Below are 25,151 nucleotides of genomic sequence, written 5' to 3' on the forward strand. Positions count from 1 at the left end.
GCTATTTCCTTTTCGGGCCGCGCCGTGTCAGGCGGGAGACATTGGATTTCGTGGTGCGGCGGATCGGCTTGAGCGCGTGGCCCAGGGTTTTCTGGCTGTCCTGCCCTTTCATGGTGCCCAGCATCAGGCGGGTGCCGGCCTCAGCGAAGGCTTTCTGATTCTCGGTGACCATGCGGGCATTCTCGGACGGGAGGACCGACCAGAGGCCGGCCATGCCCATCATCCGCATCCAGATGACGCCGCCGGCCTCCATCGCCATCAGGGTGGCCTGGGTCTGGAGTTGCAGCAGGGCGAAGGGGTTGGGGATCATGCCGTGTTTCATAGGTCGCCCATTACCCACTGGTTGAAGCCGAAGATGCGGCGGGCGCCGGAGACGGGGATCAGGCTGACCTCGCGGCGCTGGCCGGGCTCGAACCGGACGGCGGTGCCGGCGGCGATATCGAGGCGAAGGCCGCGGGCGGCGTCGCGGTCGAAATCGAGGGCGGAATTGGCCTCGGCGAAGTGGTAGTGGCTGCCGACCTGCACGGGGCGGTCGCCGGTGTTGGCGACCATCAGGGTGATCGGTTTGGCGTCGGCGTTGAGCGTCAGCGTGCCTTCGGCGGGAAAGAGCTCTCCGGGGATCATGGCGGCGCCTTTCAGCGGATCGGGTTGTGGACGGTGACGAGCTTGGTGCCGTCTGGGAAGGTGGCCTCGACCTGGACCTCGTGGATCATCTCGGGGATGCCTTCCATGCATTGCTCGCGGGTGATGACCTGTGCGCCCGCTTCCATCATGTCGGCGACGGAGCGGCCGTCGCGGGCGCCTTCGACCACGGTGTCGGTGATGAGCGCGATGGCCTCGGGGTGGTTGAGGCGGACGCCGCGCGCCAGCCGTTTGCGGGCGATCTCGGCGGCCATGGCGACCAGCAGCTTGTCTTTTTCCCGGGGGGTCAGGTTCATCGGGTCACAGTCTCCATGACGTGGGGAGGGCGCCGCCGCTGAGCCGGTCGAGCGCGGGCAGGAAGTGGGTTCGGAGCGCGTGGCCGTCGGGGGCCACGAGGCGCAGGGCGAGCATGTCGGGGGCGAGGAGGGAGGCGCCGCCGGTTGAGGGCAGGAGTTGGCGGAGCGGGTGCAGGTGGGCCTCGGCGTCGGGGGCGACGTAGAGGAGGGATACCATCGCCGCCGCGCCGTTGCCCGAGGAGGCGCGGGCAAGGCGGGCGGCGAGATCGCCGGTGAGGGAGACACCGTCGAAGTATAGGGGCTGGCCGGCGCGGGTGATGCGGATGCGGTCGCGGAAGCTGGCATCGGTCAGGGTTTCGCCCATGGCCGTGCGGCCGAAGAGGACGGGTTCGGCCATCAGCAGGCGGGCGGTGGGGGCGAGGTCGATCTCGAGCCGGCGGTCGAGGGCGCAGCCGTTGTAGAGGATGAGTTCCTGCGGGAGCCAGTGCAGGGTGGCGTTGTCGGCCAACGTGAGGCGCGAGCGCATATGGCCGGTTTCGCCAGGGCTCGCGCGGTAGGCGCGTTCGGCGGCCTGCGTCGTGAGCGTGGTATGGGTGTCGGTGCCGATATGGGCGGTGACGTGGAAGCGGTCGCCGCCGGTGACGCCGCCGGCGGTGTTGATGAGGATGGCCTGGAGCCCGTGTTCGGGCCGGGGGAAGAGGGCCTTGAAGGCGCCGGACTGGCGGAGGGTGTCGAGCACGCTGCGCCCGGCGACCGGCTTGGTCGAGAGGGCGATCTCGCCCCTTGCCCGCGGGAGGACGGGCGGCAGAACATGAGCTGGATGCAGCGTGATGGCGGTTCTCCCCCCGAGAATGGCGTGGTGCTTCAATGGATGGGATCACGGGGGCGAAGGGGCGGCAAGATTCGGGGGGCGCGCGCTAGGCGGGGTCGAGCCGGTTGCGCAAATGATGGGCGGTGTGCCCGATTTCCGGGCAATCGCGGCGTGGCGTGGCGGGCGTTCTCATCGGGGGCGTATTGCGCTAACACGCGGAGGAGTTTCAAAACAGGGAAATGGCCATGACAGAGTTGCAGTTCGCCGGGAACCTTTCGCGCCTCGGCACGGAATCGGCCTTCACGGTGCTGGCCAAGGCCGGGAAGATGGCGGCCGAGGGGCGCGACATCATCAACCTCGGGATCGGGCAGCCGGATTTCCGGACGCCCGAGCATATCGTCGAGGCGGGGATCAAGGCGCTGCGCGACGGGCATCACGGGTATACGCCCGCGAACGGGTTGCCGGAGCTGCGCGAGGCGGTGGCGGCGGACCTGCACCGGCGGCACGGGGTGGAGGTGAACCCCGATCACGTGGTCGCCGTGCCCGGTGGCAAGCCGACGATGTTCTTTGCCGTGCTGATGTTCGGCGAGCCGGGGGCGGAGATCATGTATCCGAACCCGGGCTTTCCGATCTACGAGAGCGTGATCCGGTATAGCGGGGCGACGCCGGTGCCGATCGAGCTGAAGGAGGAGAACGGGTTCGCCTTTTCCGCCGAGGCGGTGCTGGGGCAGATCACGCCGAAGACGCGGCTGATCATCATCAATAGCCCGGCGAACCCCACCGGGGGCGTGACGCCGAAGGAGGAGATCGACAAGCTGGTGGCGGGGTTGGCCGAGCATCCGCAGGTCGCGGTGATGTCGGACGAGATCTATTCCAACATGCTGTATGGCGGGCGGGAGCATGTGAGCCTGTTGCAGTATCCGGAGATCCGCGACCGGCTGATCATGCTGGACGGGTGGTCGAAGACCTACGCGATGACCGGCTGGCGGCTGGGTTATGCCGTGTGGCCGGAGGCGGCGGTGGATCACGTGACGCGGCTGTGCATCAACGACCATTCCTGTGTGAACGCGGCGACGCAGCATGCGGGGATCGCCGCGCTGAACGGGCCGCAGGATGCGGTGCGGGAGATGGTGGCGGAGTTCGACGCGCGGCGGCAGGTGATCGTCGAGGCGCTGAACGGGTTGCCGGGGGTGCGCTGTGCCGATGCGGCGGGCGCGTTCTATGCGTTTCCGAATATCGAGGGGACGGGGATGACCAGCCGGGAGGCGCAGGACCGGATCCTCGAGGAGGCTGGTGTGGCGGCGATTGCGGGCACGTCGTTCGGCAAGTACGGCGAGGGGTATTTGCGGTTCTCCTATGCCAACAGCACGGAGAATATCCGCGAGGCGATCCGGCGGATCGGGGAATTGCTTTAGTCGGTGAGGCCGACTTAACATGGCTGGACGTGTTCTGGCCGAAAGTGGACCCATGCCCGCGCCCCGCACCCCGGTGCAGCTTGCCATTCTGGTGACGCCGCATTTCAACCTTGCCGCGACGGTGGGGTTCATCGACCCGTTCCGCGTGGCCAATTACCTGAACGGGAAGATCCTGTTCCGCTGGGACGTGGTGTCGGAGGCGGGCGGCGACTGTGCGGCCAGCAACGGCATGGTGATCGGGACGCGGGCGCTGTCGGAGATCGCGGGGCAAAGGCGGGATATCGTGGCGGTGTCGTCGAGCTGGACGCCGGAGGCACATCGCTCGGCGCAGTTGCAGGCGGCCTTGTGGCGCTGGGCCAGGGCCGGGGCGACGATGGCGGCGCTGGATACGGGCGCGTTCATCCTGGCCGAGGCGGGGTTGCTGAAGGGGCGGCGGGCGACGGTGCATTACGAGCATATCGACGCGTTCGGCGAGATGTACCCCGACACGGAGGTGACGGAGGACCTGTTCGTCTATGATGGCAACCGGATCAGTTGCAGCGGCGGCAGTGCGGCGACGGATTTCGCGCTGAATATCCTGCGGGGGACGCATGGCGATGCGCTGGCGAACCGGGCGGCGCGGTACCTGTTTCACCAGAGCGTGCGGCCGGCGGGGAGCCAGCAGAACGCGGACCCGCTGGAGCCCTTGGGGAACACCGCGCCGAGGAACGTGCGGCGGGCGATCGCGCTGATGGAGAAGCACCTCGAAGACCCGCTGTCGATTGCCGAAATCTGCGAGCGGATGGAGATTTCGCACCGGCAGTTGGACCGGTTGTTCCGCCGGTACGTGAAGAAAGCGCCGGCGGCCTATTACCGGGATATCCGGCTGGACCGGGCACGCGGGCTGGTGACGCAGACGGAGATGGCGCTGAGCCAGGTGGCGCTGGCCTCGGGCTTCGCGAGCCAGGTGCATTTTTCGCGGGCCTATCGGGCAAGGTTCGGGTTGCCGCCGAGGCAGGACCGGATCGAGGGGCGGGTGCCGTTCGAGTTCCGGGCGTGGCCAATGCATCGCAAGACGGTGTGATGTCCGGTTTGGTCAAGTTGGCGGCGGGTTTGGTATAAATGCGCCGGGGGATTGGGGGTGATGCTGTGGAGGTAGGCGGGCCCCCGAGTCGCGGGTGGCCTGTCAGCCAGCAGGAGGGCCGAGCCATGACCGACATGCCGAAACGCGCCGATTTCGAGAGACTGCGGCAGGGCTATTCCGAGGATTCCGGCAGGTCGCTGTCGCTGCACGCCGATGCCTATACGGAGGACGGGTGGTACAGGGCCGATTTGCAGGGGGTGATCGCGAAGACGTGGCAGTGGGTTTGTCACGTGGAGAAGCTGCGGGAGCCGGGGTCTTATGTCACCGTGAGCATTGCCGAGCGGCCGATTGTCGTGGTGCGCGACCGGGAGGGGGTGCTGCGCGCCTTCTACAACGTGTGCAAGCATCGGGCGCATGAATTGCTGCTCGGCGAGGGGCAGACCAGCCGGATCATGTGCCCTTATCATGCTTGGGTCTACAAGCTGGACGGGCAGTTGGTGCGGGCGCCGGAGACGGAGCACCTCGAGGATTTCGAGACGGGGGAGATTTGTCTCGACGCCGTGCAGGTGGAAGAATTCTGCGGCTTCGTTTTCGTCAATCTGGACCCGGGGGCGGCGCCGCTGCACGAGCAGTCGGGGAGCCTTGGCACCGAGATCCGGCACTGGGCGCCGGATATCGAGGATCTGACCTTCGGTCATCGGCTGACCTATGACATCCGGTCGAACTGGAAGAACGTGGTCGATAATTTCCTCGAGTGCTACCACTGCCCGACCGCGCACAAGGATTTCTGTGATCTTGTGGATATGGATACCTACAAGGTGACGACCTACGGGATCTATTCGAGCCACATGGCGGATGCGGGGCAGGGGGCGAACAGCGCCTATGACGTGTCGAACGCCACGGTGCGGACGCACGCGGTGTGGTGGCTTTGGCCGACCACTTGCCTGATGCGCTATCCGGGGCGGTCGAGCATGATCGTTCTCAACATCATCCCGGCGGGGCCGGACCGGACGCTGGAGACCTATGATTTCTTCCTCGAGACGCCGGAGCCGGACGCTATGGAGCTGGATGCGATCCGGTATCTCGACGAGGTGCTGCAGGTCGAGGATATCGGGCTGGTGGAGAGCGTGCAGCGGGGGATGAGCTCGCCGGCCTTCACGCAAGGGCGGATCGTGAACGATCCGAGCGGGTCGGGGAAGTCGGAGCACGCGGTGCATCATTTCCACGGGCTGATGCTGGAGGCGTATGAGAAGGCGATCGGGTGAGCGTGGTCAGAGGTCCCGGCTCGGGGGCCGGGACGGGGAGGGGTCATGACAGGACGGCTTGAAGGGAAGGTGGCGCTTGTGACCGGCGGGCGCGGCGGAATCGGGCGGGCGATCTGTGCGCGGTTCGAGGCGGAGGGGGCGGTGGTCTACGCGGCCGATCTGTCAGAGGCGGGGTCGCTCGCCGCGCCTGACGGCGCGTCTCGCTTTGTTCGGGTGGATGTGTCGGATGAGGATAGTGTGACGGCCGCGATGGCCAGGGTGTCCGAGGAGCAGGGGCGGCTGGACGTGCTGGTCAATGCTGCCGGGATCGAGATCGAGAAGACGATCGAGGAGACGAGCCTAGAGGAGTGGAACCGGTCGTTTGCTGTGAACGTGACGGGCACGTTCCTGACCTCGAAACATGCGCTGCCGTTGTTGAGGAAGGCGGCGGCGGATGGCGTTAGTTCGGGGATCATCAATTTCGGTTCTTATGACGGGTTCATCGCCGATCCGGGGCTGGCGGCGTATTGCGCCACCAAGGGGGCGGTGCATGCGCTGACTCGGGCGATGGCCTGCGATCACGGGCCGGAGGGGATCCGGGTGAACGCGATCTGCCCCGGTTACATTGACACGCCGATGCTGCAGAGTTTCTTTACCGGCGAGGGGTCCGGCGCCGGGGGGCGAAGCCTGGGCGCGCTGCAACAGGCGGTGCGGGATGTGCACCCGCTGCGGACCTATGGCACGCCGGAGGATATCGCCAACCTGGTGACCTGGCTGGCGAGTGACGAGGCAAGGTATGCGAGCGGGCAGTTGTGGGTGCTGGATGGCGGGCTGTCGGCGCAGGTGCAGCAGATGAGGATTTGAGTATTTTCGGAAACAGTGAAGGTTCGGACGGGAGTACGGGATGCGGCTTGAGGGAAAGCGGGCGCTGGTGACCGGCGGGCGGCAGGGAATCGGGCGTGCGATCGTCGGGGCATTTTTGCGCGAAGGCGCCGAGGTGGTGACCAGTGGGCGCGGGGGCGACCCGGGGGATCTGCCGGAGGGCTGTGACTGGGTGAGGGCGGATGTGTCGGACCCTGCACAGGCGGCGGCGCTGGTGGAGGCCTGCGGGGCGTTGGACGTGCTGGTGAACAATGCGGGCGTGCAGGTGGAGAAGACGGTTGTCGAGAGTTCGGATGACGATTGGGAGCTGGTGATCGGGGCAAATTGCCGGGGGGTGTTCAACATGTGCCGCGCGGCGATACCGGTGATGCGCGAGGGCGGGGCGATCGTGAATATCGGATCGATTTCAGGTGCTCAGGCCGATCCGTCGATGGCGCTTTACAACGCGTCGAAGGCATTCGTGCACGGGCTGACGCGATCGATCGCGGTGGATCACGGGCCGAAGATCCGGTGCAACGCGATCTGTCCGGGGTGGATCAACACGGGAATGCTGGAGGCGGGGTTCGAGCTGGCCGGTGATCCGGCGGCGGCGCGGCGTGACGCGATTGCGCGGCATCCGGTGCGGCGGTTCGGGGAGCCCGGCGATATTGCCGCGATGGCGGTATGGCTCGCCTCGGACGAGGCGGGGTTTGCCAGCGGGCAATTGTTTACCATCGACGGGGGGATGACCGCGGCCTCGCCCCTCAATCCGGGGATGTTCTGAATGAGGGATGTGACGCAGTGCGCCGTGCTGGGCGCGGGGGTGATCGGGGCGAGCTGGACGGCGTTGTTCCTGGCGTCGGGGCGGTCGGTGGCGGTCTATGACCCGGTGGAGGGCGCCGAGGCGGCGGTGCGGGCTTATGTCGAGCGGGCGTGGCCGACGATGGCGGCGCTTGGGCTGACGGAGCGGGGTGATCCGGGTCGGGTGACGTTCCATGGCTCGGCGGCGGAGGCCGTCGAGGGCGCCGGGTTCGTGCAGGAGAACGTGCCGGAGCGGGTGGCGGTGAAGCACGCGACGTTTGCCGAGATCGAGCCGGTGCTGGCGCCGGGGGCGGTGGTGGCGAGCTCGGCCTCTGGGCTGACACTGGGGCAGATGCAGGAAGGGTGGCGGGCGCCGGGGCGGTTCATCCTCGGACATCCGTTTAACCCGCCGCATCTTATCCCGCTGGTGGAGCTGATGGCGAATGAGCGGACGGAGGATGGCGTGCTGGAGGCGTCGGAGGCGTTCTATGCCGATGTGGGCAAGGTGACGATCCGGGTGAAGCGGGAGGTGCCGGGGCATGTGGCGAACCGGCTGCAGGCGGCGGTGTGGCGGGAGGCCATTCACCTTGTGCAGAGCGGCGTGGCGAGCGTGGGCGATGTGGACAAGGCGATGAGCGCGGGGCCGGGGCTGCGCTGGGCGGCGATGGGGCCGACGACGTTGTTCGGGCTGGGTGCGGGCCCGGGCGGGTTGCAGGCGTTTTGCGACCATTTCGCCGAGACGTTCAACGGGTGGTGGGATGATCTGGGGCAGCCGAAGCTGGATGCCGAGACGACAAGATTGCTGGTCGAGGGGCTCGAGGAGGCCAATGCGGGACAGTCAGTGGAGGAGCTGAGCGCACGGCGGGATGCGATGATCCTGGCGATGCGTCAGGCGTTGGCGGGGGTCCAGTCGGCGTAGCCGCGATTGGTCAGGGCCTTGTGCAGGGCGGCGTGCAGGTCGTCGGTGAGGGTTTGCGGCCGAGCGGCGAGGTCGGCGAGGCGGCTGTGGACGTCGAGGGCGAAGCGGGTGTCGTGGCCGAGGGCGGTGGCGAGCCGCTGGACGGCCGTCACGGCCGGGGAGAGGTCGATATCGGTGAGGATGAGCGCGTGGGCGAGGCAGGTGTTGCCGCGCCAGCGCTGGGCCGTGCCGACGATCTTGCGGCCCGCGACGGCGAGGTTGTAGTCGCCGTCGCAGAAGCTTCCTTCGACGGGCTGGGTGGTGGAGGCGATGCCGAGGGTTTGGAAGGCGTCGGTGAGCGGGCCGGTGATCTCGGCATAGCTGCCGCGGATGTCGCGGCCATGGGGCGGGGCGACGGTGAAGGCCAGGGCGACGTTGAGCACGCCGGGGCCTTGCGGGGTGATGCCGCCGCCGGTCTGGCGGGAGGTGACGGGCCAGCCCGCGGCGGCGGAGGCGCGGGCGACCTGCGGGTAGGTGTCGGTGAGGGTGTAGCGCCGGGGCAGGACGAGGCAGGGGGAGGCGACGCACCAGAGGAAGGCAGCGCGCGGCGCGTCGCTGGAGGCCACGGCGGAGAGCATGGCCATCTCGGCGGCGAGGCCGTCGTCAGCGGAGTCGAAGAGGATCGGGGCGAGCGGCAGGGTGTCTTCCTCGGGCTGACTGGCGGGGCGCCAGTTAAGGCGGGCCCGGCGGGGAGGTCAAGGCAGCGGTCATTTCACATGCGGGCCGAACGGGGTGCTGTTGAGCACTTCGGCGCCGTTCGGGCCGAGCAGGACGGTGTTCGACACGAAATAGTTGCCGCGGCCGGTTTCGGTGAACCACGACATGAGGTGGAAGGTCATGCCGACCTTCATCTCGAGGTCGGAATCGTGGCGCAGGCCGGTGACGCGGGGGCCGCCTGTCCATGACGGCGGGAAGCCGATGCCGACGAGGTAGCCGCAATGGTGGCGGCGATAGGCGGGGAGGCCCGCGGCGTCGACCACGGATTGCCAGCCGTTGTAGACATCGCGGGCGGTCACGCCGGGCTTGAGGGCGTCGAGCGTGGCGTGGAAGGCGCGGGTGCTGAGCTCGGCCATCGCGGCGTCTTCCTCGGAGATGTAGCCGATATGGACGAGGCGGCCCATCGGGGCGTTGTAGCGGGCGACGCAGCCCGCGACCTCGAGGAAGACGGTCTGGTGATGGGTGCCGTCGCCCCAGCTCGTGTGTTCCTCGGCCATGCGGGCGGCGGGGCGGATGAAGGGGCCGAAGCCCGGGGGCGTGCCGCCCGCGCGTGTCATGGCGGCGAGGCAGTCGGCGGCGACATCGGTTTCGCGGGCGCCGTCGTGGATGGCGTCGATGGCAGCCTGGGTGCCGGCGTCGGCGGCGCGGGCGGCGGCGCGCATGAAGGTGACTTCCTCGGGCGATTTGATGAGGCGCATGAGGTCGAGCATGCCGGTGATGTCTTGCCATTCCCCGGCGTCGATCTGGGTGGTGAGTTGGTGGCCCATGCCGTGGGCGAGGCCGGAGGACCATTTTTCGAGGCCGAGGGTTTTGCGGGCACATTGGCCGTTCAGGTGCTTCACCGCGACGTCGGCGGCGGTTTCGGAATCGGTGTGGCCGATGAAGGTGGCGTTGCGGACCTGGTTGCGGATGACGACCTGTTCCATCTGGCGGGTGATGAGGGTGAGGTCGCCCTCGGCCGGGACGAGGAGGAGGTGGGGGGCGAAGTAGCCCCAGTGATCGAGCCCGATGAGGTAGAAGATGTTCTCGGGCGAGCTGAAAAGGGCCATGTCGAGGCCGCGTTTGGCCATCTCTGTGCGGGTGGCGGCGAGGCGGCGGACGAGTTCGGCATCGGTGAAGGGGTTGGAGTGCATGGCGGGGTCCTGATGGGAATCGGGTTGAGCTGTATACAGGTTGGAGGGTATCGGCGATTGCGGCAACGCGTTTGTGCGGAATCGACGGCTGGTGTATTCATATGCGACCGATCCGGGAGGGAGTTGCCCAGATGAACGCCAATGATCCGATGACCGAGGCCGCGCGGGCGGCGATCCTGAACGCGGTGGGTTTCGACGAGGGGCGGAATGCGCGGGCGAAGATCGGCTTCGTGCTGATCCCCAACGAGCAGACGATCGAGGAGGAGATGCTGCGCTACATGCCGCCGGGGGTGGGCGCGTATTTCAGCCGGGCGCCGATGCCGCGGGATATCACCTCGGAGAGCCTTGCGCAGTTGAAGCAGTCTCTGGCCGCCGCGGCGGGGCGGATATTGCCGGATGACGGGCTGGACGTGGTGACGCTGGGCTGTACCTCGGGAACCGTGGCGGTGGGCGAGGCTGCGGCCTGTGCCGAGTTGGAGAAGGGGGCCAAGGGGGCCGTGGCCTCGACCCTGGCGGGAGCGGTGCGCAAAGCGCTGGCGGCGGTGGGCGCGGCGAAGATCGTGCTGGGCTCGCCTTACGTGCCGGAGCTGAATGACCGGATGGTGCGCTACCTCGAGGAGGCCGGTTTCGAGGTGCTGCGCGCGCATGGCATGGGGCTGAGTTACGACACCGAGATGATCCGGGTCTCGCCCGAGTACCTGATGGATTACGCCCGTGCGATCGACCATCCGGAGGCGGATACGGTGCTGCTGAGCTGTGGCGCGCTGCGGAGCATGGAGGTCATCGACCGGATCGAGCAGGCGCTGGGCAAGACGGCGATCTGTTCCAACCAGGCGATGTTGTGGGACGTGCTTCGGCTGGCCGGGGTGCCGGACCGGCTGGAGGGGCTGGGCCGGTTGCTGCGCGAGCATTGAGCGACGGGGCCGAGACCACCGGCGCCGCCGCGATCTTCCGGGCGGTGTGCGAGCGGATCTGTACGCTGGAGCTGCCGTTCGGGGCGGTGCTGCGCGAGGTGGAGCTGGCGCGGGAGTTCGGGGTGAGCCGGACACCGGTGCGGCAGGCGCTGCACCAGCTTGCGGCGTTCGGGCTGGTGGAGACGCGCAACGGGGTGGGCACGCTGGTGACGGCGGGCGACCCGGAGACGCTGGCCGATATCTACGAGTTGCGGATCCGGCTGGCCGGGCTGATCGGCGAGCTGGCGACGGGGCCCTGCCCGAGCGAATCGGCCGACGCGATGCGGGCGGTGCAGGCGCGGGCCGAGGCGCTGCCGAACCCGCCGGGGGCGCGGGCGTTCTGGCAGGTCAACGAGGACCGGCACGAGATCGTCAATGCGCTGATCGCGAATCGCGAGCTCAGGGGGCTGCACGACCTATACTATTTCAAGGTCGCGCCATTCTGGTTCGCGCTTTACGCCGAGGCGCCGGAACGGGAGTTCACGCTGCTTTTGCGGGAGATTCGCGAGATGGTATTCTGGCTGGAGCAGGGCGACATGAAAGCGGTGGCCAACATGCAGGAGAACAACACCGCGATGGCGGCCCGGCGGGTGGCGGTGGCCTTCGGACAGGGCAAAAATGAGCCGGATATTGCCCAATGAATGATAAGAATTCCTGAAGTAATCAAAAAGTGAAATAAGCCATGTTGACCATAACGGGGGAGTTTTCTACGGGTCGGACCAGGTTGCAGGCAACATGGACAGGCAAAGAATGCCATCGACTTACAAAATCGTCCTCGGGGTCATCGGGGCAGAGCAGCAGACGGTCGGCAATTGCGTGATGGCGCAGGTTTTGACCGATCACGGGTTCGAAGTTGAGAATGTCGGCTGCTGTGGCAGCCGGGCCGAGCTGGTCCGGGCGGCGGTCGAGACGGGGGCGGATGCCATCCTTGTCTCCTGTGCCGACGGGCTGGCCGAATCGGAGTGCAAGTCGCTGCGCGAGACCTGCGCGGAAAGCGGGGTGAGCGACGTGCTGCTGTACCTAGGCGGCCGGTTTCTTGCCGCCAAGGGAAGCTGGGACGAGACCGAGGCGCTGTTTCTTGCCAAGGGGTTCGACCGGGTGTTTCCGGCGCGTGCGAACATCACCCGCATCGCGGCGAAGCTGCGCGACGATATCGACATGCGCCGGCCCGGTGCACACCTGTACGGGGCGGGCGCTTTCGGCGTGGCGCCGGCGGTGGCGGCCTACGATTAGCCCGGTGCGAGCGTGGGGCCGAAAAAGTCGCGCATGAAGCGTGGGCCCGTCGCCTTGATGAAATCGCGGAACTGTCGGGCGGCGGCGCCGAGCACGGCCTCTTTCGGGTAGAGCACGAACCAGTCGCGCAGCTCGGGCATGCCCTCGGCGTCGAGGATGGTCAGCTTGCCGGCCTCGTATTCCAGTGCGATGGTGTGGGCCGAGATGAAGGCGAGGCCCATGTTGGCCATCACGGCCTGCTTGATGTTGGCGTTGCTGTCCATCTCCTGTGATTGCGGGAGGGAGAGGCCGTCGCTCTGGAAGTAGTGCTCGTGGACCATGCGGGTGCCGGAGCCGGGCTCACGCACGAGGAAGCGGTGCGCGGCGAGGTCGGCGCGGCGGATGCGGCGGAACCGGGCGAGCGGGTGGTCGGGGTAACTGATCAGCACGTAGGGGTGGCGGGCGAACTGGTGCGCCGTGACCTCGATCCGGCGGGGTGGACGGCCCATCAGGGCAAGGTCGATCTGGCCGGTTTCCAGCGCCTCGATCACGCCGCGGCGGTTGGCGATGGTGATCTGCAAGTCTATCCGGGGGTGGTGTTTCTGGAACTCTTGGAAGAGCTGCGGGCCGAAGTTGCGGGCGGTCGAGACCATGGCGACGCGGACCCGGTTGTCGAGCTCGCCCTGCATGGATTTCACCATCTCGACCGCGTCGGTCAGGGTGGTGGTCATCTGGCGGGCGTAGGGCACGAGGGCATTGGCGATCTCGGTCGGTTGAATCGAGCGGCCGTCCTTTTCGAACAGGACGGCGCCCAGTTCCTCGCCCAGCTTGCTCATCTGCATCGAGACCGCCGGGGCGGAGAGCGACAGGGTTTCGGCCGCGGCGGCGAAGCTGCGGTTTTCCACGGCGGCGAGGAAGATCTCGAGCTGGCGCAGCGTGATCCGTGAGCCGTCTTTCGTCATTGCGCCTGCCCTTGCTGTTCTTGCCGCGGTAATAATTAACGGTCGTGGCCGGTAAGTTCAAAAATTCTTACCGGTCAGGCCTGTCGCGGGTTGGCGTCATCGGGGCTTGCCCGTGCGGGTGCCGGTGCTAGCATCCGGCCCATGTGCAACCTGCATTCCAACATGACCACGCAACAGGCGATGCGCCAGTTGTTCGATGTCGCCGCCGGGTTCGACGGGCTGGGCAACTTCGCGCCGCTGCCGGCGATCTTTCCGCGGTACAGCGCGCCCGTCGTGCGGATCGGGGCGGGTGGCGAGCGGGAGCTTGTGTCGATGCACTGGGGGTTCCTGATGCCGCAGGTCTCGAAGAAAACGGGCAAGCCGATCATGCCCAAGGCGGTGAACAACGCGCGGGATGACAAGGTGCGGCATTCCGGCTTCTGGCGGGCGAGTTTCGAGGCGCGGCGCTGTCTTATCCCGGCCACGTCGTTTTGCGAGGCGAAGGGGCGGAACCCGGCAACGTATTATTGGTTCGGGATGGCGAGCGAGGACCCGGACGCGCGCCCGCCTTTCGCCTTTGCCGGGATGTGGCGGGGCTTTCGGGGCGAGTACCGGGGTGAGCTGGTGGAGATCGAGACGCATACGATGGTGACCTCGACGCCGAACGAGCTTGTGAAGCCGGTGCATCCGGACCGGATGCCGGTGATCCTTGAGCCGGAGGATTACGAGACTTGGCTGACCGGCACGCCGGAGGCGGCGGCGGAGCTGATGCGGCCCTATCCGGCCGGGAAGATGCGCATCGTGCAGCAGGGCGAGGGGGTCAAGGAAGACCCGGCGGGATGATTGGAGCGGGCCCTTGTCTTCTGCGCCCTGTCTGGTAATATGTCTGCACATATTATCTGGAACGGGACGGGCGAGACATGCCGACAATCTGGTCGAAACAGGCGCTGACGGCCGAGGGCTGGCAGCAGGACGTGGCGGTGGAGCTTGACGACGCGGGGCGGATCGCCAGTGTCCGGGCAGGCCAGCCGGAGAGCGGAGAGCGGGTGGAGATATTGCTCCCGGCGCCGGTGAACGTGCACAGCCACGCCTTCCAGCGGGCGATGGCCGGGCTGACCGAGCGGCGGGGGCCGAGCGGGAGCGACAGTTTCTGGACGTGGCGGCAGCTGATGTTCCGGTTCCTGGACCAGTTGACGCCCGAGCATATCGAGGCGATCGCGGCCTTCGTCCAGATGGAGATGCTGGAAGCCGGCTATGCCACGAACGTGGAGTTCCATTACCTGCATCACCAGCCGGGCGGAGTGCCTTACGACAATCTCGCCGAGACCAGCGCGAGGATTGCCGCGGCGGCAGCGGAGACGGGGATCGGGCTGACGCTGTTGCCCGTGCATTACCAGTATGGCGGTTGTGACCAGCGGGAGCTGGGGCCGGGGCAGATCCGGTTCGGGAACGATCCGGAGCGGTTTGCGCGGCTGCACGAGGGGGCCGGGGAGGCGTTGAAGGGGTTGCCCGGTGATACCGTGCTGGGCGTGGCGCCGCATAGTTTGCGGGCCGTGGGCAAGGACGACCTTGCCGCGACGGCGGCCTTGGCGGGCAATGGGCCGGTGCACATGCATCTTGCCGAGCAGGTGGCCGAGGTCGAGGAGGTCGAGGCGGCCTGGGGCAAGCGGCCGGTGGAGTGGGTGCTTGAGACAGGTCAGGTGGACGAGCGTTGGTGCATGATCCACTGCACGCAGATGCAGCCGCACGAGACCGAGGGACTGGCTGCGACGGGTGCGGTTGCGGGGCTGTGCCCGATCACCGAAAGCAGCCTTGGCGACGGGATCTTCGACGGGGTGCGGTGGTTCGATGCGGGCGGGAAGATCGCCATCGGGTCGGACAGCAACGTGCGGATTTCGCTGACCGAGGAGCTTCGGACGCTGGAATATTCCCAGCGGCTGCGGGACCGGTCGCGGGCGGCGCTGGCCTCGGGCGCGCAGTCGACGGGCCGGCGGATTTTCGAGGCGATGGTCGCCGGCGGTGCGCAGGCGGCAGGCCGGGGCGCGGGCGGGATCGCCGAGGGAAGCTGGGGCGATCTGATGGCGCTGGATGGCCGTGCGGTCGACCTGCAGCGGCGCGAGGGGGATGCGGTGCTCGACGCCTATATCTTCGCGGGCGATGACCGGATGGTGTCGCGCGTGTGGGCGGCCGGGCGGCCCGTGGTCGAAGGCGGACGGCATGTGAAGCACGCCGAGATCCGCGACCGGTATGCCGCGACGATGGCGACGTTGAGCGCGGCGCTGTGACGGTCGGTGAATTCAAGAACTGGCAGGCGGTGCAGGACGAAGTGCGCCGCCGCATCCACGCACGGATCTGGGCGCCGGGCGAGATGATCCCGAACGAGCAGGACCTTGCGGAGGAGTTCGGCTGTGCCCGGGCGACGGTGAACCGGGCGCTGCGCAACCTGTCGGACGCCGGGCTGCTGGAGCGGCGGCGGAAGGCGGGGACGCGGGTGGCGCTGCACCCGGTGCGGAAGGCGACGCTGAGCATCCCGATGATCCGGAAGGAGATCGAGGACCGGGGTCAGAGCTATGGCTACGAACGGCTTCTCTACCGGCGCGGCACGCCGCCCGAGGCGCTGTTGCGGCAGTTGAAGGCGCGGGAGAGCGACCATTTCGTCAGGGTGAAATCGGTGCAGACGGCCGATGGCACACCGTTCGTGTTCGAGGACCGCTGGGTCAACCTGACCACCGTGCCCGGCGCGGCGGAGGAGGGATTCGCGGATACGAGCGCCAATGAATGGCTGCTGACCCATGCGCCCTTTACCGAGGGCGACATCGCCTTTTTCGCCGCAAGTGCGAGCGACGAGGTGGCGGAGACCCTCGGTTGCGAGATGGGCGCGGCGATCTTCGTGATCGACCGCATCACGTGGGACAACGACCGTTCGATCACCTCCGTCAGGCAGTATTTCCGGCCCGGCTACCGGATGCAGACCAGCATCTGAGCCCGGGGGTTCAGGCCTTTTCCTCGGCCACGGGGGTGGCTTTGGTGGCCCATGTGCTGTCTTCCGGCGGCGAGGGCGGCTCGACCGCGACGCGGCGGCGGTGGATGGCGACCTTGGCGATGAACATGGCCGAGACCGGCGCGGTCACGAAGAGGAAGGCCATGATCAGCAGCTCGTGCAGCGAGCCGTGGCCCCAGATATAGGCATAGACCATGGAGGCCGCGAGCGTGCTGCCGACGCCCAGCGTGCCGGCCTTGGTGGGGGCGTGCAGGCGGGCCATGGGGGTGTCGAGCTTGAGCAGCCCGTAGGAGCCCACGAGGATGAAGACGGCGCCGATCATGATCAGCGCGCTGACGAGGATTTCGACGGCGTCCATCATTCGATCACGTCCCGGCGCAGGATGAAGCGCGCATAGGCCACGGTCGACACGAAGCCCAGCATGGCGATGAGCAGGGCGGCTTCGAAATAGACCTGGGTGCGGGTGAGGATGCCGTAGAGCACGATGAGCGCCACGGCGTTGACGGAGATGGTGTCGAGCGCCAGTACGCGGTCGCCCGAGCCCGGGCCTATCAGCAGGCGCCAGAGGGCGAGGACCTGCGACAGGCCGACCGCGGCGAAGGCGAAGTAGAGAGCGTAGGTGATCATTCGAAAATCTCCTTCAGGCGGCGTTCGTAGCGGTGCTTGATGTCGTCGCGCACGGCATCCGGATCGGGCGCGTCGAGCGCGTGGACCAGCAGGGAGTGGCCTTCGTCCGAGAGGTCGGCGGAGACGGTACCGGGGGTCAGGGTGATGGTGCCGGCGAGGATGGCGATGGCCTCGGGCGTGCGCAGGTCGAGCGGGATGCAGACCCAGTTGGGCTTCATCCGGGCGTTGCTCTTGAACAGGACGATCAGGGCGACCTGCACGTTGGCGATGACTATGTCCCAGACGACTATGAGGATGTAGGAGACCATCCGGTACGGCCGCCGCATGAGCGGGCGCTGGGGCCAGTAGGCCGCCGTCAGGATCGGGATCAGGATGCCGAGGATCAGGCCGAAGGCGACCGCGCCGCTGCTGGGTGTGTTGATCAGCAAGCACCAGACGAGGGTCAGCAGCAGGGTCAGAAGCGGGTGCGGGAAGATGCGTCGGGTCAGGCGGCGTGCCATGTCAGTGCGCCTCCTCTTCTGCGGGCGTGGCACCGTCGCCGGTGCCGGTGCCGAGGCCGGATTCGGTCTCGTGGCTGTCGTCGCCGTGGCCCTTGTAGGTGATTTCCTTGCCGGGCGTTTCCAGCACAGTCGAAATATAGGGTTCGGGCTCGAAGAGCTGGTCGGCGGTGGCCGCGAGGTGGCGTTGCAGGGGGCCGGCGAAGACGGTGACGGCGACGAGCGTGGCGAGAATGCCGCCGATGGCGACCATCGGCAGGGCGGGCATCGGTGCCAGCGCGGCCTCGTCCTCGGGCGGAGTTCCCTGATCATAGGCCGCTTCCGAGGCATGGGCGCGCCAGAAGATCGTACTGCCGGCGCGGGCGAAGCCGATGACGGCGATGAGGCTCATGCCGAGGATCACGGCCCAGACCCATGCCATGCGCGCGTCTGCCATCGCGGCGTCGAGGATGAGCAGCTTGCCGATGAAGCCCGAGAGCGGCGGCAGGCCGGCCATGGCGATGGCCGCGGCGAAGAACATGCCGGCCACCAGCGCGCCGCCGGCGATGGGCGGGGCGAGGTCGAAGGTCAGCAGGTTGCGCTCGCGCCGGTCGCGGACGACATCGACCAGCAGGAAGAGCGCCGCCGTCGCCAGCGTGGAGTGGATGGCGTAGAAGAGCGCCGCGGCGATGCCCAGCGGCGTGAAGACCGAGACCGCCGCCATCAGCATCCCCATCGAACCGATCACCGCGAAGGCCACCAGCCTGTCGAGCCGGCGCGCGCCGAGCACGCCCAGCATCCCCAGGATCAGGGTCAGCAGTGCGGCGGGCAGGAGCCAGGTGTCGAAGAGCCCCTGCGTGGCTTCGAGGTCGGGCGGGAAGATCAGCGTGTAAAAGCGGATGATGGCATAGGCGCCGACCTTGGTCATGATCGCGAAGAGCGCGGCCACGGGCGCGGGCGCGCTGGCATAGGCCGAGGGCAGCCAGAAATGCAGCGGCAGGATCGCGGCCTTCACTGCGAAGACCATCAGCAGCATGACCGAGGCCGCGCGGATGCCGGAGGTGTGCTCGGCCGGCGCGGCGGCGATGCGCTGGGCGAGGTCGGCCATGTTGAGCGTGCCGGTCTCGGCGTAGATGGTGCCGAGGGCGAAAAGGAAGAGGGTCGAGCCCAGCAGGTTGAAGACCACGTATTGCACGCCCACGCGGAAGCGCTCGGGCCCGCCCGAGTGGATCATCAGCCCGTAGGAGGCGATGAGCAGCACCTCGAAGAAGACGAAGAGGTTGAAGGCGTCGCCGGTCAGGAAGGCGCCGATGATTCCCATGAGCTGGAACTGGAAGAGCGCGTAGAAATGCCGGCCGCGCGTGTCCCATTTCGAGCCGATGGCGTAGAGCTGGACGAAGATCGCCAGCAGGGAGGTGAGGAAGACGAACAGCGACGACAGCCGGTCGGCCACCAGCACGATGCCGAAGGGCGCGGCCCAGTTGCCGAGCTGGTAGAGGAGGATCGAGCCGTCCCATGTGGCGATGACGAGCCCGGTTGCGATGCCCAGAAGCGCCAGGGTGCCGGCCAGCGAGAAGACCCGCTGCAACGTCACGTGATGGCGGACGACGAGCACGATGAAGGCCGCCATCATGGCGGGCAGGACGACGGGAAGGACGGTCCAGTGGCTCATGATTGCGCCCCCTCGTCACCGGTTTCGGGCTGGTCGTCGATATGGTCGTCCTCGGAGCTGAGATAGGCGCCGAGCGCCACCATCACCACGACCGCCGTCATCCCGAAGGAGATCACGATCGCCGTCAGCACCAGCGCCTGTGGCAGCGGGTCGGTATAGGCTGTGGCCGCGTCGTTCAGCACCGGCGGCTGGTGGACCGCCAGGCGCCCGGAGGCGAAGAGGAAGACGTTGACCGCGTAGGACAGGATGGCGGTGCCGACGATCACCGGGAAGGTGCGCTGGCGCAGCACGAGGTAGACCCCCGCTGCGGTGAGAACGCCGACGGCGCTTGCAAGCAGAAGCTCCATCTCAGCCCTCCTTTCCGGTGGTTTGCGGGGCGTCGTCGCGCGACGGGTCGATATCCATGGCGTGTTCGTTGACCTCGGTATCGCTGCGGCGGGCGAGGCGCGAGAAGCTTTCCAGCGACAGCATCACCGCGCCCACCACGCAGAGGAATACGCCGAGGTCGAAGCCCATGGCAGTGGCTAGCTCGAATTCCTGGAAGGGCGGGATGCGGAAATAGCCGAAGGAGGAGGTCAGGAACTCGGCCCCGAAGAACCACGCGCCGATGCCGGTCAGCCCCGCCACCAGCACGCCCGCGCCGATGATGCCGTGGAACGGGTAGCGCTGGCGGGCGGAGGCCCAGGAATAGCCCGAGGCCATGTACTGCATCACCACGGCGATGGCCACGACCAGCCCGGCGATGAAGCCGCCACCCGGTTCGTTGTGGCCGCGCAGGAAGATGTAGACGCCGACCATCAGCACCACGGGCATCATCACGCGGGTGACGACGACCATCATCATCGGGTGCGCGTCGCCGGCCACGTCCTCGGTCGGTCGGTTGAGCAGGCGGGCGCGCACCGGCCCGGACAGCAACGACTCGGTGATGGCGTAGATAATCAGCGCGGCGATGCCGAGCACGATGATCTCGCCGAACGTGTCGAAGCCGCGGAAGTCGACGAGGATCACGTTGACCACGTTGGTGCCGCCGCCGCCCTTGTAGGAATTCTCGAGGTGGTAGGCGGAGATCGACGGCTCGACGAAGTCGCGCAGCATCATGGTATAGATCAGCGCCGCCGCGCCGACGCCCGCCCCGACCGAGATCACCCCGTCGCGCAGGCGCCGCCCGGCGGAGCTTTCGACCGGCGTGTAACGGGGCAGGAAGTTGAGCGCGAGCAGCAGCAGGATGATGGTGACCACCTCGACCGAAAGCTGGGTGAGGGCGAGGTCGGGCGCGCTGAGATAGGCGAAGGCCATCGAGACTACGAGGCCCACCACGCCCATCAGGACCAGCGCCAGGAAGCGGTTGCGGTGGTAGCGCAGCAGCACGGCGATGGCGGTGACCAGCAGGATCCACGCGGTCATCGGCACCGGTTCTATCGGCAGCGCCTCGCGGCTGGGCAGGGCGACCCCGCCGGAGAAGAACGCGTGGGCGGTGACGGCGACCACGGTGACGGCGAAGATCGCCGCGTAGCGGGTGAGCGAGCCGTCGTGCAGGCGGCCGGTGACGGCCTGTGCGATGGCGACCAGCATGGCGATGAACGCGTCGAAGATCGCCTTGGCGAAGGGCGGCCCGGCGGCGGCCCATGCGCGGGCGAGCGGCTTGAACATCAGCAGGAGGATGATGCCCCCCGCGACCGCGATGACCGACATCCAAAGCGCCGGGGTGACCCCGTGCCAGATTTTCAGGTGGGCATCGGGCAGTTCGGCCGTGCCGCCGAGGACGGCGGCGGTGACGGTCTTGACCAGCGGTTCGGCGAGGAAGGGCGCGACGCCGATGGCGATGACGAGGATCACCAGCAGCGCGGGCGGCCCCCACATGCCGACGCCGGGGTCGTGCGGGTGGCCGGGGTAGTCGTCGCGCTCCGGCCCGAGGAAGGTGTGCACGATGTAGCGGAACGAATAGGCCGCCGAGAAGAGCGCGCCGATCGTGGCCAGCACGGGCACCAGCATCGGATAGCCGAAGAGCGTGGTGTGGGTGGTTTCCTCGAGCATCATTTCCTTGGACAGGAAACCGTTGAGGAAGGGGATGCCCGCCATCGAGAGCGAGGCGATGGTGGCGATCACGAAGGTGACCGGCATCAGCTTGCGCAGGCCGCCCAGCAGGGTGATGTCGCGGGTGCCGGCCTCGTGGTCGATGATGCCGGCGGACATGAAGAGCGCCGCCTTGAAGGTGGCGTGGTTGAGGATGTGGAACACCGCCGCCATCGCGCCGAAGGGCGTGCCGGTGCCCAGCAGCATGGTGATGAGCCCGAGATGGGAGACGGTCGAGAAGGCTAGCAGCGCCTTCAGGTCGTTCTTGAAGAGCGCCACGATGGCGCCGATCACCATGGTCACCAGCCCTGCCCCGGTGACGAGGATGAACCACGCATCCGTGCCCGACAGCACCGGCCAGAGCCGCGCCATCAGGAAGATGCCGGCCTTCACCATGGTGGCCGAGTGCAGGTAGGCCGAGACCGGGGTGGGCGCCGCCATGGCGTGCGGCAGCCAGAAGTGGAAGGGGAACTGGGCCGACTTGGTGAAACAGCCCAGCAGGATCAGGATCAGCGCGGGCATGTAGTAGGGCGAGGCCTGGATCTCGTCGCGGTGCTGGAGGATCACGGTCAGGTCGTAGCTGCCGGCGATATCGCCCAGCAGCATCATGCCCCCGATCATCGCCAGCCCGCCCGCGCCGGTGACCGCCAGCGCCATGCGCGCGCCCTGCCGCCCTTCGGGAAGGTGTTTCCAGTAGCCGATCAGCAGGAAGGAGGAGAGCGAGGTCAGCTCCCAGAAGATGAGCAACATCAGGATGTTGTCGCACAGGACGATCCCCACCATCGCGCCCTGGAAGAGCAGGAGGTAGGTGTAGAACTCGCCCATGTTGTCTTCGCGCGAGAGGTAGAAGCGGGCGTAGGTGATGATCAGCAGGCCGATGCCGAGGATGAGGCTGGCGAAGAACAGGCCGAGCCCGTCGACGAACAGGTTGAAGTTGAGCCCCAACGACGGCATCCAGTCGAGCCGTGCGGTCACCGTCTCGCCGGCCATCACGGCGGGCAGGTGGGTCATCAGCCCGAGGAATGCCGTGAGCGTCACGAGGAAGGTGACCATGCCGCATGCCTGACGCCCGGCGCGGATCATCAGCCCGGGCAGAAGCGCGCCCAGGAATGGCAGTGCGACAATCAGAAATAACGACATCTTCACCTGTCCCAATAGGTCTGACCGACAATATACGGGTCATTCCGTGTTGAAAGCCCCCCAATCGAAAGATTGGTCCCGGAGTCCGGTTTTCCAGAGGTTCCCGCCGGGATCAACCCGAAACCGGGGCGCGGCGCGGGCTGTGGGGGCCCGCGTCGGTAATTGGATCGCTAGCGTTTGCTGAGGTCAGTCGGCGGTGTAGGTGACCATGCCGCCGCAGATTGTCGCGGCGATTTGTGTCTGGTCGAGCTGGTCGAGCGGCTGGCTTTCGATGTCGCGGTCGAGGATGACGACATCGGCCAGCTTGCCCTTGGCGAGCGAGCCTTTCTTCGTGTCGGTGCCCTCGGCCCAGGCGCCGCCGATGGTGTAGCCGGCCAGCGCCTCGTTCAGGGTGAAGCGGTGGTTCGGGACGTCATCGGTCCACGCCTCGCGCGTGGTGGCGGCGTGCAGGCCGCGGATGATCGAGATGTCGGAGACCGGCCAGTCGGAGGCCAGCGCAATCGGCGCGCCGGCCTTGGCGAGGCGTTGCCACGCGAAGGCATCGGCCCAGCGGTCGCGGCCGATATTGGTGAGCGTCGGCTCCAGCGGCAGGCCGCAGGTGCCCGGCGCGTGGGGCGGCTGGATCGAGGCGGTGATGCCCATGGCGCCGATGCGCTCGAAATCCTCGGGCGCGACCAGTTCGAGGTGTTCGATGCGGTGGCGCGGGCCGGTGGGGCCGTTGGCCTGGCGGGCGGCTTCGTAGCCGTCGAGCACGCGCTGGGTGGCGGCGTCGCCGATGGAATGCACGGCGATCTGCAGGCCCATCGCGTCGACCCGCGTGGCGAGATCGGCGAAGCGGTCGGCGTCGAAACGGCCGTGCGAGCGATAGCCGGGTTGGCCGGGGTAGTCGTTCTTCATGAAGGCGGTGCGGCTGTCGATCACGCCGTCCATGAAGAACTTGACGAAGCCGGAGGCGAGCCAGTCGTCGTTCCACGTCTCGTGCATGTACCTGGCGGTTTCGAGATCGGCCACCTCCATCTCGGGGACGAAGTGGAAGGGGACGCGGACGCGCACCTGAAGCTCGCGCCTGGCGCGAAGCTCGGTGAGCAATTCGAGGAGGTAGGTGTTGCCGTCCATGTTGACGATCGAGGTGATGCCGTGGCGGGCGGCGTGGTCGAGGCCGCGCCTGAGATGCTTGAGGTCTTCCTCGCGCTCTTCCTCGGTGGGCCACGGGTCGGGGTCGCGCCCGGTGGTGAGGCCGAGGCTGACCCGTTCCTGCCCGGCGAGGCGGAGGACGGGGCCGAAGGCCTCGGGCTCAAGCAGGGCGCCGTTGGCGCGGCCGTCCGGGCCCATGACGACCTCGTGGCCGGGGGAGGTTTCGAGCCCGTCGATCAGCCCCGCCTGTTCGAGCGCGATGGTGTTGGCCCAGACGGTATGGTGATCGTGCGCCATCATCGCCAGCGGGCGGTCGCGCAGCATGCCGTCGAGCACCTCGCGCGGGGAGGTGTCGGCGAAAACGGCGTAATCGGGGGCCTGCGCCATGATGAGCGGCAGGTCAGGGTGCTCGGACGCATAGGCGCGGACGTGTCTGCGGATTTCGTCGGGGTCGCTGGCGCCGTCGAGCTGGAGGTTCTGCAGCTCGCAGCCGCCGATGAAGAGGTGCATGTGGCTTTCGATGAAGCCCGGCAGCACGGTGGCGCCCTTGGCGTCGATCCACTTGGTGTCGGGGCCGGCCAGCGCCTCGACATCGGCGGCATCGCCGATGGCGTCGATGTAGCCGCTGTTGATGGCGATGGCCTCGGCGCGGGGCTGGTCGCCCCCCATCGTGAGGATCCTGCCGCCGGTGATGATGAGATCGGCTGTCATGTCGTTGCCTCCGTAAATGGTCTGTCGTCAGGCGCCGAGCGCGTCGCGAATGGCGTCGAAGGCGCGCATCGTGTTGCGGGTGTATTCGGCGATCAGGTAGTCGGGCCAGCTCGAGACCAGGGCGATCACGAGGTCGCTTTCCGGGTCGACATAGATGAACTGGCCGAAGACGCCGCGGGCGCAGATATCGCCGCGGTCGGCATCGCGGATCCACCAGAAGCGGCGATAGGCGCCATTGGGGAAATTGTCGGACCAGGGCGGGCCGAAGACGGAGGGGTCGCCTGCACGCATCTGCTCGATCCAGGCCTGCGGGACAAGCTGCCGGTCGCCGGCGCGGCCGCCGTCGAGGACAAGCTGGCCCAGGCGGGCATAGTCGCGCAGGGTGGCGTTGAAGCCGCCGTCCGCCAATGCCGTTGCGTCCTCGTCGACGGTGAAATTGGCGTCGCGGGTGGCGCCGATATGCTGCCAGATGCGGGTGCCAAGCAGGGTGGCGAGGTCGTCGCCCGCGACCCGTTCCATGACCCAGGCGACCACATCCGTTTCGATGGAGCGATAGTCGAAATCGCCGCCATGGGGGCGGATCTTGGGCAGGGAGAGGATGACCTCGCGGATCGTCGGGCGCCCCTCGGCCGGATCGGCGGGGCGCCAGCCGGAGGCGATGTCGATCCGGGTCATGTCGCTGCCGGGGGTGTTGTAATCCTCGGTGAAGCGGACGCCGGAACGCATGTCGAGCACCTGGTCGAGCGTGGCATCGGCATAGCCGCTGTCCTTCAGCTCGGGGATGATATCGGCCAATGGTGCATCGAGGTCGAGCAGGCCGTCGGACCACATGCCGCCGGCGACCAGCGCGGTGACGGATTTCGCCACGGATTGCGACAGGTGCAGGCTGTGCGGGGCCATGTCGTTGAAATAGCGCTCATAGACGGCGCGGCCGCGATGCAGGACGATGATGCCGTCGGCATAGACCGTCTGCAGGAAATGCGAGAGGCCGGGCGTTTCGCCGTTTTCGGTGCGGACGGGGATGGCGTCGAGCTCGGCGGGTGTCTCGCGCAGGTTGCTTTCCGGGCCGGTGCCGCGGAAAACGTCTGCCGTGGGGAACAGGCGGTGCATGTTCCGGAAGCTCCACCGGTTGTAGGGCGGCAGGTCCCAGTTCGTGAGGGTAGGGCGCTTGTCGCGGGGCGGGGGGAAGCCCTGCATGATGCCCAGGGCACGCGCCGTTTCCGGCACGCCTGCAGGTGCGGTGGGCGTGTCTTGGGCGGTCATGATCTGT

At 67.5% G+C, this 25,151-nt stretch carries 27 protein-coding genes; 12 read left to right on the forward strand and 15 right to left on the reverse strand.

Annotated features, from left to right (window positions below):
• Position 1 precedes the first annotated feature (1 nt).
• The 4 genes from RLN94_RS18265 to RLN94_RS18280 are packed head-to-tail and all read right to left on the reverse strand — an operon-like array spanning position 2 to position 1,806.
• Complete coding sequence (locus RLN94_RS18265; protein WP_350127309.1) at positions 2 to 310, reverse strand: antifreeze protein; 309 nt, start codon at positions 308 to 310, stop codon at positions 2 to 4.
• A gap of 8 nt (positions 311 to 318) precedes the next feature.
• Positions 319 to 624, reverse strand: coding sequence for an urease subunit beta (locus RLN94_RS18270; RefSeq protein ID WP_350060333.1), 306 nt, complete (start codon positions 622 to 624; stop codon positions 319 to 321).
• An 11-nt stretch (positions 625 to 635) separates the two neighbouring features.
• Complete coding sequence (locus RLN94_RS18275) at positions 636 to 938, reverse strand: urease subunit gamma (RefSeq protein WP_350127305.1); 303 nt, start codon at positions 936 to 938, stop codon at positions 636 to 638.
• A 4-nt stretch (positions 939 to 942) separates the two neighbouring features.
• Positions 943 to 1,806: an urease accessory protein UreD gene (locus RLN94_RS18280; RefSeq protein ID WP_350127302.1), complete on the reverse strand. Its 864-nt coding sequence runs from the start codon at positions 1,804 to 1,806 to the stop codon at positions 943 to 945.
• A 188-nt stretch (positions 1,807 to 1,994) separates the two neighbouring features.
• Between RLN94_RS18280 and RLN94_RS18285 the strand changes: the two genes are divergently transcribed.
• The 6 genes from RLN94_RS18285 to RLN94_RS18310 all read left to right on the forward strand — a co-directional run bounded on the left by RLN94_RS18285 (position 1,995) and on the right by RLN94_RS18310 (position 8,052).
• Complete coding sequence (locus tag RLN94_RS18285) at positions 1,995 to 3,164, forward strand: pyridoxal phosphate-dependent aminotransferase (RefSeq protein ID WP_350127299.1); 1,170 nt, start codon at positions 1,995 to 1,997, stop codon at positions 3,162 to 3,164.
• 19 nt (positions 3,165 to 3,183) lie between these two features.
• Entirely contained in the window at positions 3,184 to 4,227 is a 1,044-nt protein-coding gene (locus RLN94_RS18290; protein WP_350158900.1) for a GlxA family transcriptional regulator, read from the forward strand.
• A gap of 125 nt (positions 4,228 to 4,352) precedes the next feature.
• On the forward strand, positions 4,353 to 5,492 hold the full coding sequence (locus RLN94_RS18295) for an aromatic ring-hydroxylating oxygenase subunit alpha (RefSeq protein ID WP_350127293.1): 1,140 nt from the start codon (positions 4,353 to 4,355) through the stop codon (positions 5,490 to 5,492).
• Between the two features lie 45 nt (positions 5,493 to 5,537).
• A complete protein-coding gene (locus tag RLN94_RS18300; protein ID WP_350127290.1) occupies positions 5,538 to 6,335 on the forward strand; it encodes an SDR family NAD(P)-dependent oxidoreductase in 798 nt (265 codons plus the stop codon).
• Positions 6,336 to 6,375: 40 nt separating this feature from the next.
• Positions 6,376 to 7,116, forward strand: a complete 741-nt coding sequence (locus tag RLN94_RS18305; RefSeq protein ID WP_350127287.1) for an SDR family NAD(P)-dependent oxidoreductase — start codon at positions 6,376 to 6,378, stop codon at positions 7,114 to 7,116.
• Positions 7,117 to 8,052 (forward strand): 3-hydroxyacyl-CoA dehydrogenase NAD-binding domain-containing protein, encoded by a 936-nt coding sequence (locus tag RLN94_RS18310; protein WP_350127284.1) that lies wholly within the window; start codon positions 7,117 to 7,119, stop codon positions 8,050 to 8,052.
• Here the strand turns inward: RLN94_RS18310 and RLN94_RS18315 are convergent.
• Together RLN94_RS18315 and RLN94_RS18320 are read right to left on the reverse strand one after the other, a co-directional pair.
• On the reverse strand, positions 8,022 to 8,729 hold the full coding sequence (locus tag RLN94_RS18315) for a lipoyl protein ligase domain-containing protein (protein ID WP_502949482.1): 708 nt from the start codon (positions 8,727 to 8,729) through the stop codon (positions 8,022 to 8,024). The two genes, RLN94_RS18310 and RLN94_RS18315, sit on opposite strands and share 31 nt — an antisense overlap.
• A 69-nt stretch (positions 8,730 to 8,798) precedes the next feature.
• A complete protein-coding gene (locus RLN94_RS18320) occupies positions 8,799 to 9,941 on the reverse strand; it encodes a M24 family metallopeptidase (protein WP_350127278.1) in 1,143 nt (380 codons plus the stop codon).
• 131 nt (positions 9,942 to 10,072) lie between these two features.
• Between RLN94_RS18320 and RLN94_RS18325 the strand changes: the two genes are divergently transcribed.
• From RLN94_RS18325 to glmS, 3 genes are all read left to right on the forward strand, one after another.
• Positions 10,073 to 10,855, forward strand: coding sequence for a maleate cis-trans isomerase family protein (locus RLN94_RS18325; protein ID WP_350127275.1), 783 nt, complete (start codon positions 10,073 to 10,075; stop codon positions 10,853 to 10,855).
• Positions 10,852 to 11,535: a GntR family transcriptional regulator gene (locus RLN94_RS18330; protein ID WP_350127272.1), complete on the forward strand. Its 684-nt coding sequence runs from the start codon at positions 10,852 to 10,854 to the stop codon at positions 11,533 to 11,535. Before RLN94_RS18325 ends, RLN94_RS18330 begins: the two co-directional genes overlap by 4 nt.
• Positions 11,536 to 11,644: 109 nt before the next feature.
• Positions 11,645 to 12,127 carry a methylaspartate mutase subunit S gene (glmS, locus tag RLN94_RS18335; protein ID WP_350127269.1) on the forward strand — a complete coding sequence of 161 codons (483 nt, stop codon included), beginning with the start codon at positions 11,645 to 11,647 and terminating at the stop codon, positions 12,125 to 12,127.
• Here the strand turns inward: glmS and RLN94_RS18340 are convergent.
• The gene (locus RLN94_RS18340; protein WP_350127266.1) at positions 12,124 to 13,068 is read right to left on the reverse strand and encodes a LysR family transcriptional regulator; all 945 of its coding nucleotides are present in this window, start codon (positions 13,066 to 13,068) and stop codon (positions 12,124 to 12,126) included. The two genes, glmS and RLN94_RS18340, sit on opposite strands and share 4 nt — an antisense overlap.
• Before the next feature lie 141 nt (positions 13,069 to 13,209).
• Between RLN94_RS18340 and RLN94_RS18345 the strand changes: the two genes are divergently transcribed.
• The 3 genes from RLN94_RS18345 to hutC all read left to right on the forward strand — a co-directional run bounded on the left by RLN94_RS18345 (position 13,210) and on the right by hutC (position 16,030).
• Complete coding sequence (locus RLN94_RS18345) at positions 13,210 to 13,890, forward strand: SOS response-associated peptidase (protein WP_350127262.1); 681 nt, start codon at positions 13,210 to 13,212, stop codon at positions 13,888 to 13,890.
• A 77-nt stretch (positions 13,891 to 13,967) separates the two neighbouring features.
• Positions 13,968 to 15,332, forward strand: a complete 1,365-nt coding sequence (locus tag RLN94_RS18350) for a formimidoylglutamate deiminase (protein WP_350127259.1) — start codon at positions 13,968 to 13,970, stop codon at positions 15,330 to 15,332.
• Positions 15,329 to 16,030, forward strand: a complete 702-nt coding sequence (hutC, locus tag RLN94_RS18355) for a histidine utilization transcriptional repressor HutC (protein WP_350127256.1) — start codon at positions 15,329 to 15,331, stop codon at positions 16,028 to 16,030. Before RLN94_RS18350 ends, hutC begins: the two co-directional genes overlap by 4 nt.
• Before the next feature lie 10 nt (positions 16,031 to 16,040).
• Here the strand turns inward: hutC and RLN94_RS18360 are convergent, their stop codons facing one another.
• From RLN94_RS18360 to RLN94_RS18395, 8 genes are all read right to left on the reverse strand, one after another.
• A complete protein-coding gene (locus RLN94_RS18360; protein ID WP_502949437.1) occupies positions 16,041 to 16,409 on the reverse strand; it encodes a Na+/H+ antiporter subunit G in 369 nt (122 codons plus the stop codon).
• Positions 16,406 to 16,675 carry a K+/H+ antiporter subunit F gene (locus RLN94_RS18365; protein ID WP_350127253.1) on the reverse strand — a complete coding sequence of 90 codons (270 nt, stop codon included), beginning with the start codon at positions 16,673 to 16,675 and terminating at the stop codon, positions 16,406 to 16,408. The genes RLN94_RS18360 and RLN94_RS18365 overlap by 4 nt, the downstream gene beginning before the upstream one ends.
• Positions 16,672 to 17,175 (reverse strand): Na+/H+ antiporter subunit E, encoded by a 504-nt coding sequence (locus tag RLN94_RS18370; RefSeq protein WP_350127250.1) that lies wholly within the window; start codon positions 17,173 to 17,175, stop codon positions 16,672 to 16,674. The genes RLN94_RS18365 and RLN94_RS18370 overlap by 4 nt, the downstream gene beginning before the upstream one ends.
• A gap of 1 nt (position 17,176) precedes the next feature.
• Complete coding sequence (locus tag RLN94_RS18375; RefSeq protein ID WP_350127247.1) at positions 17,177 to 18,823, reverse strand: monovalent cation/H+ antiporter subunit D; 1,647 nt, start codon at positions 18,821 to 18,823, stop codon at positions 17,177 to 17,179.
• Positions 18,820 to 19,170: a Na+/H+ antiporter subunit C gene (locus RLN94_RS18380; protein WP_350127244.1), complete on the reverse strand. Its 351-nt coding sequence runs from the start codon at positions 19,168 to 19,170 to the stop codon at positions 18,820 to 18,822. Before RLN94_RS18380 ends, RLN94_RS18375 begins: the two co-directional genes overlap by 4 nt.
• A 1-nt stretch (position 19,171) precedes the next feature.
• The gene (locus tag RLN94_RS18385) at positions 19,172 to 22,036 is read right to left on the reverse strand and encodes a monovalent cation/H+ antiporter subunit A (protein ID WP_350127241.1); all 2,865 of its coding nucleotides are present in this window, start codon (positions 22,034 to 22,036) and stop codon (positions 19,172 to 19,174) included.
• Between the two features lie 186 nt (positions 22,037 to 22,222).
• Complete coding sequence (locus RLN94_RS18390) at positions 22,223 to 23,881, reverse strand: amidohydrolase (protein ID WP_350127238.1); 1,659 nt, start codon at positions 23,879 to 23,881, stop codon at positions 22,223 to 22,225.
• Positions 23,882 to 23,908: 27 nt separating this feature from the next.
• The gene (locus RLN94_RS18395) at positions 23,909 to 25,144 is read right to left on the reverse strand and encodes a serine hydrolase domain-containing protein (protein ID WP_350127235.1); all 1,236 of its coding nucleotides are present in this window, start codon (positions 25,142 to 25,144) and stop codon (positions 23,909 to 23,911) included.
• Positions 25,145 to 25,151 lie beyond the last annotated feature (7 nt).

The sequence above is a fragment of the Roseovarius sp. genome (assembly GCF_040223625.1).
Classification (GTDB): Bacteria; Pseudomonadota; Alphaproteobacteria; order Rhodobacterales; family Rhodobacteraceae; genus Roseovarius.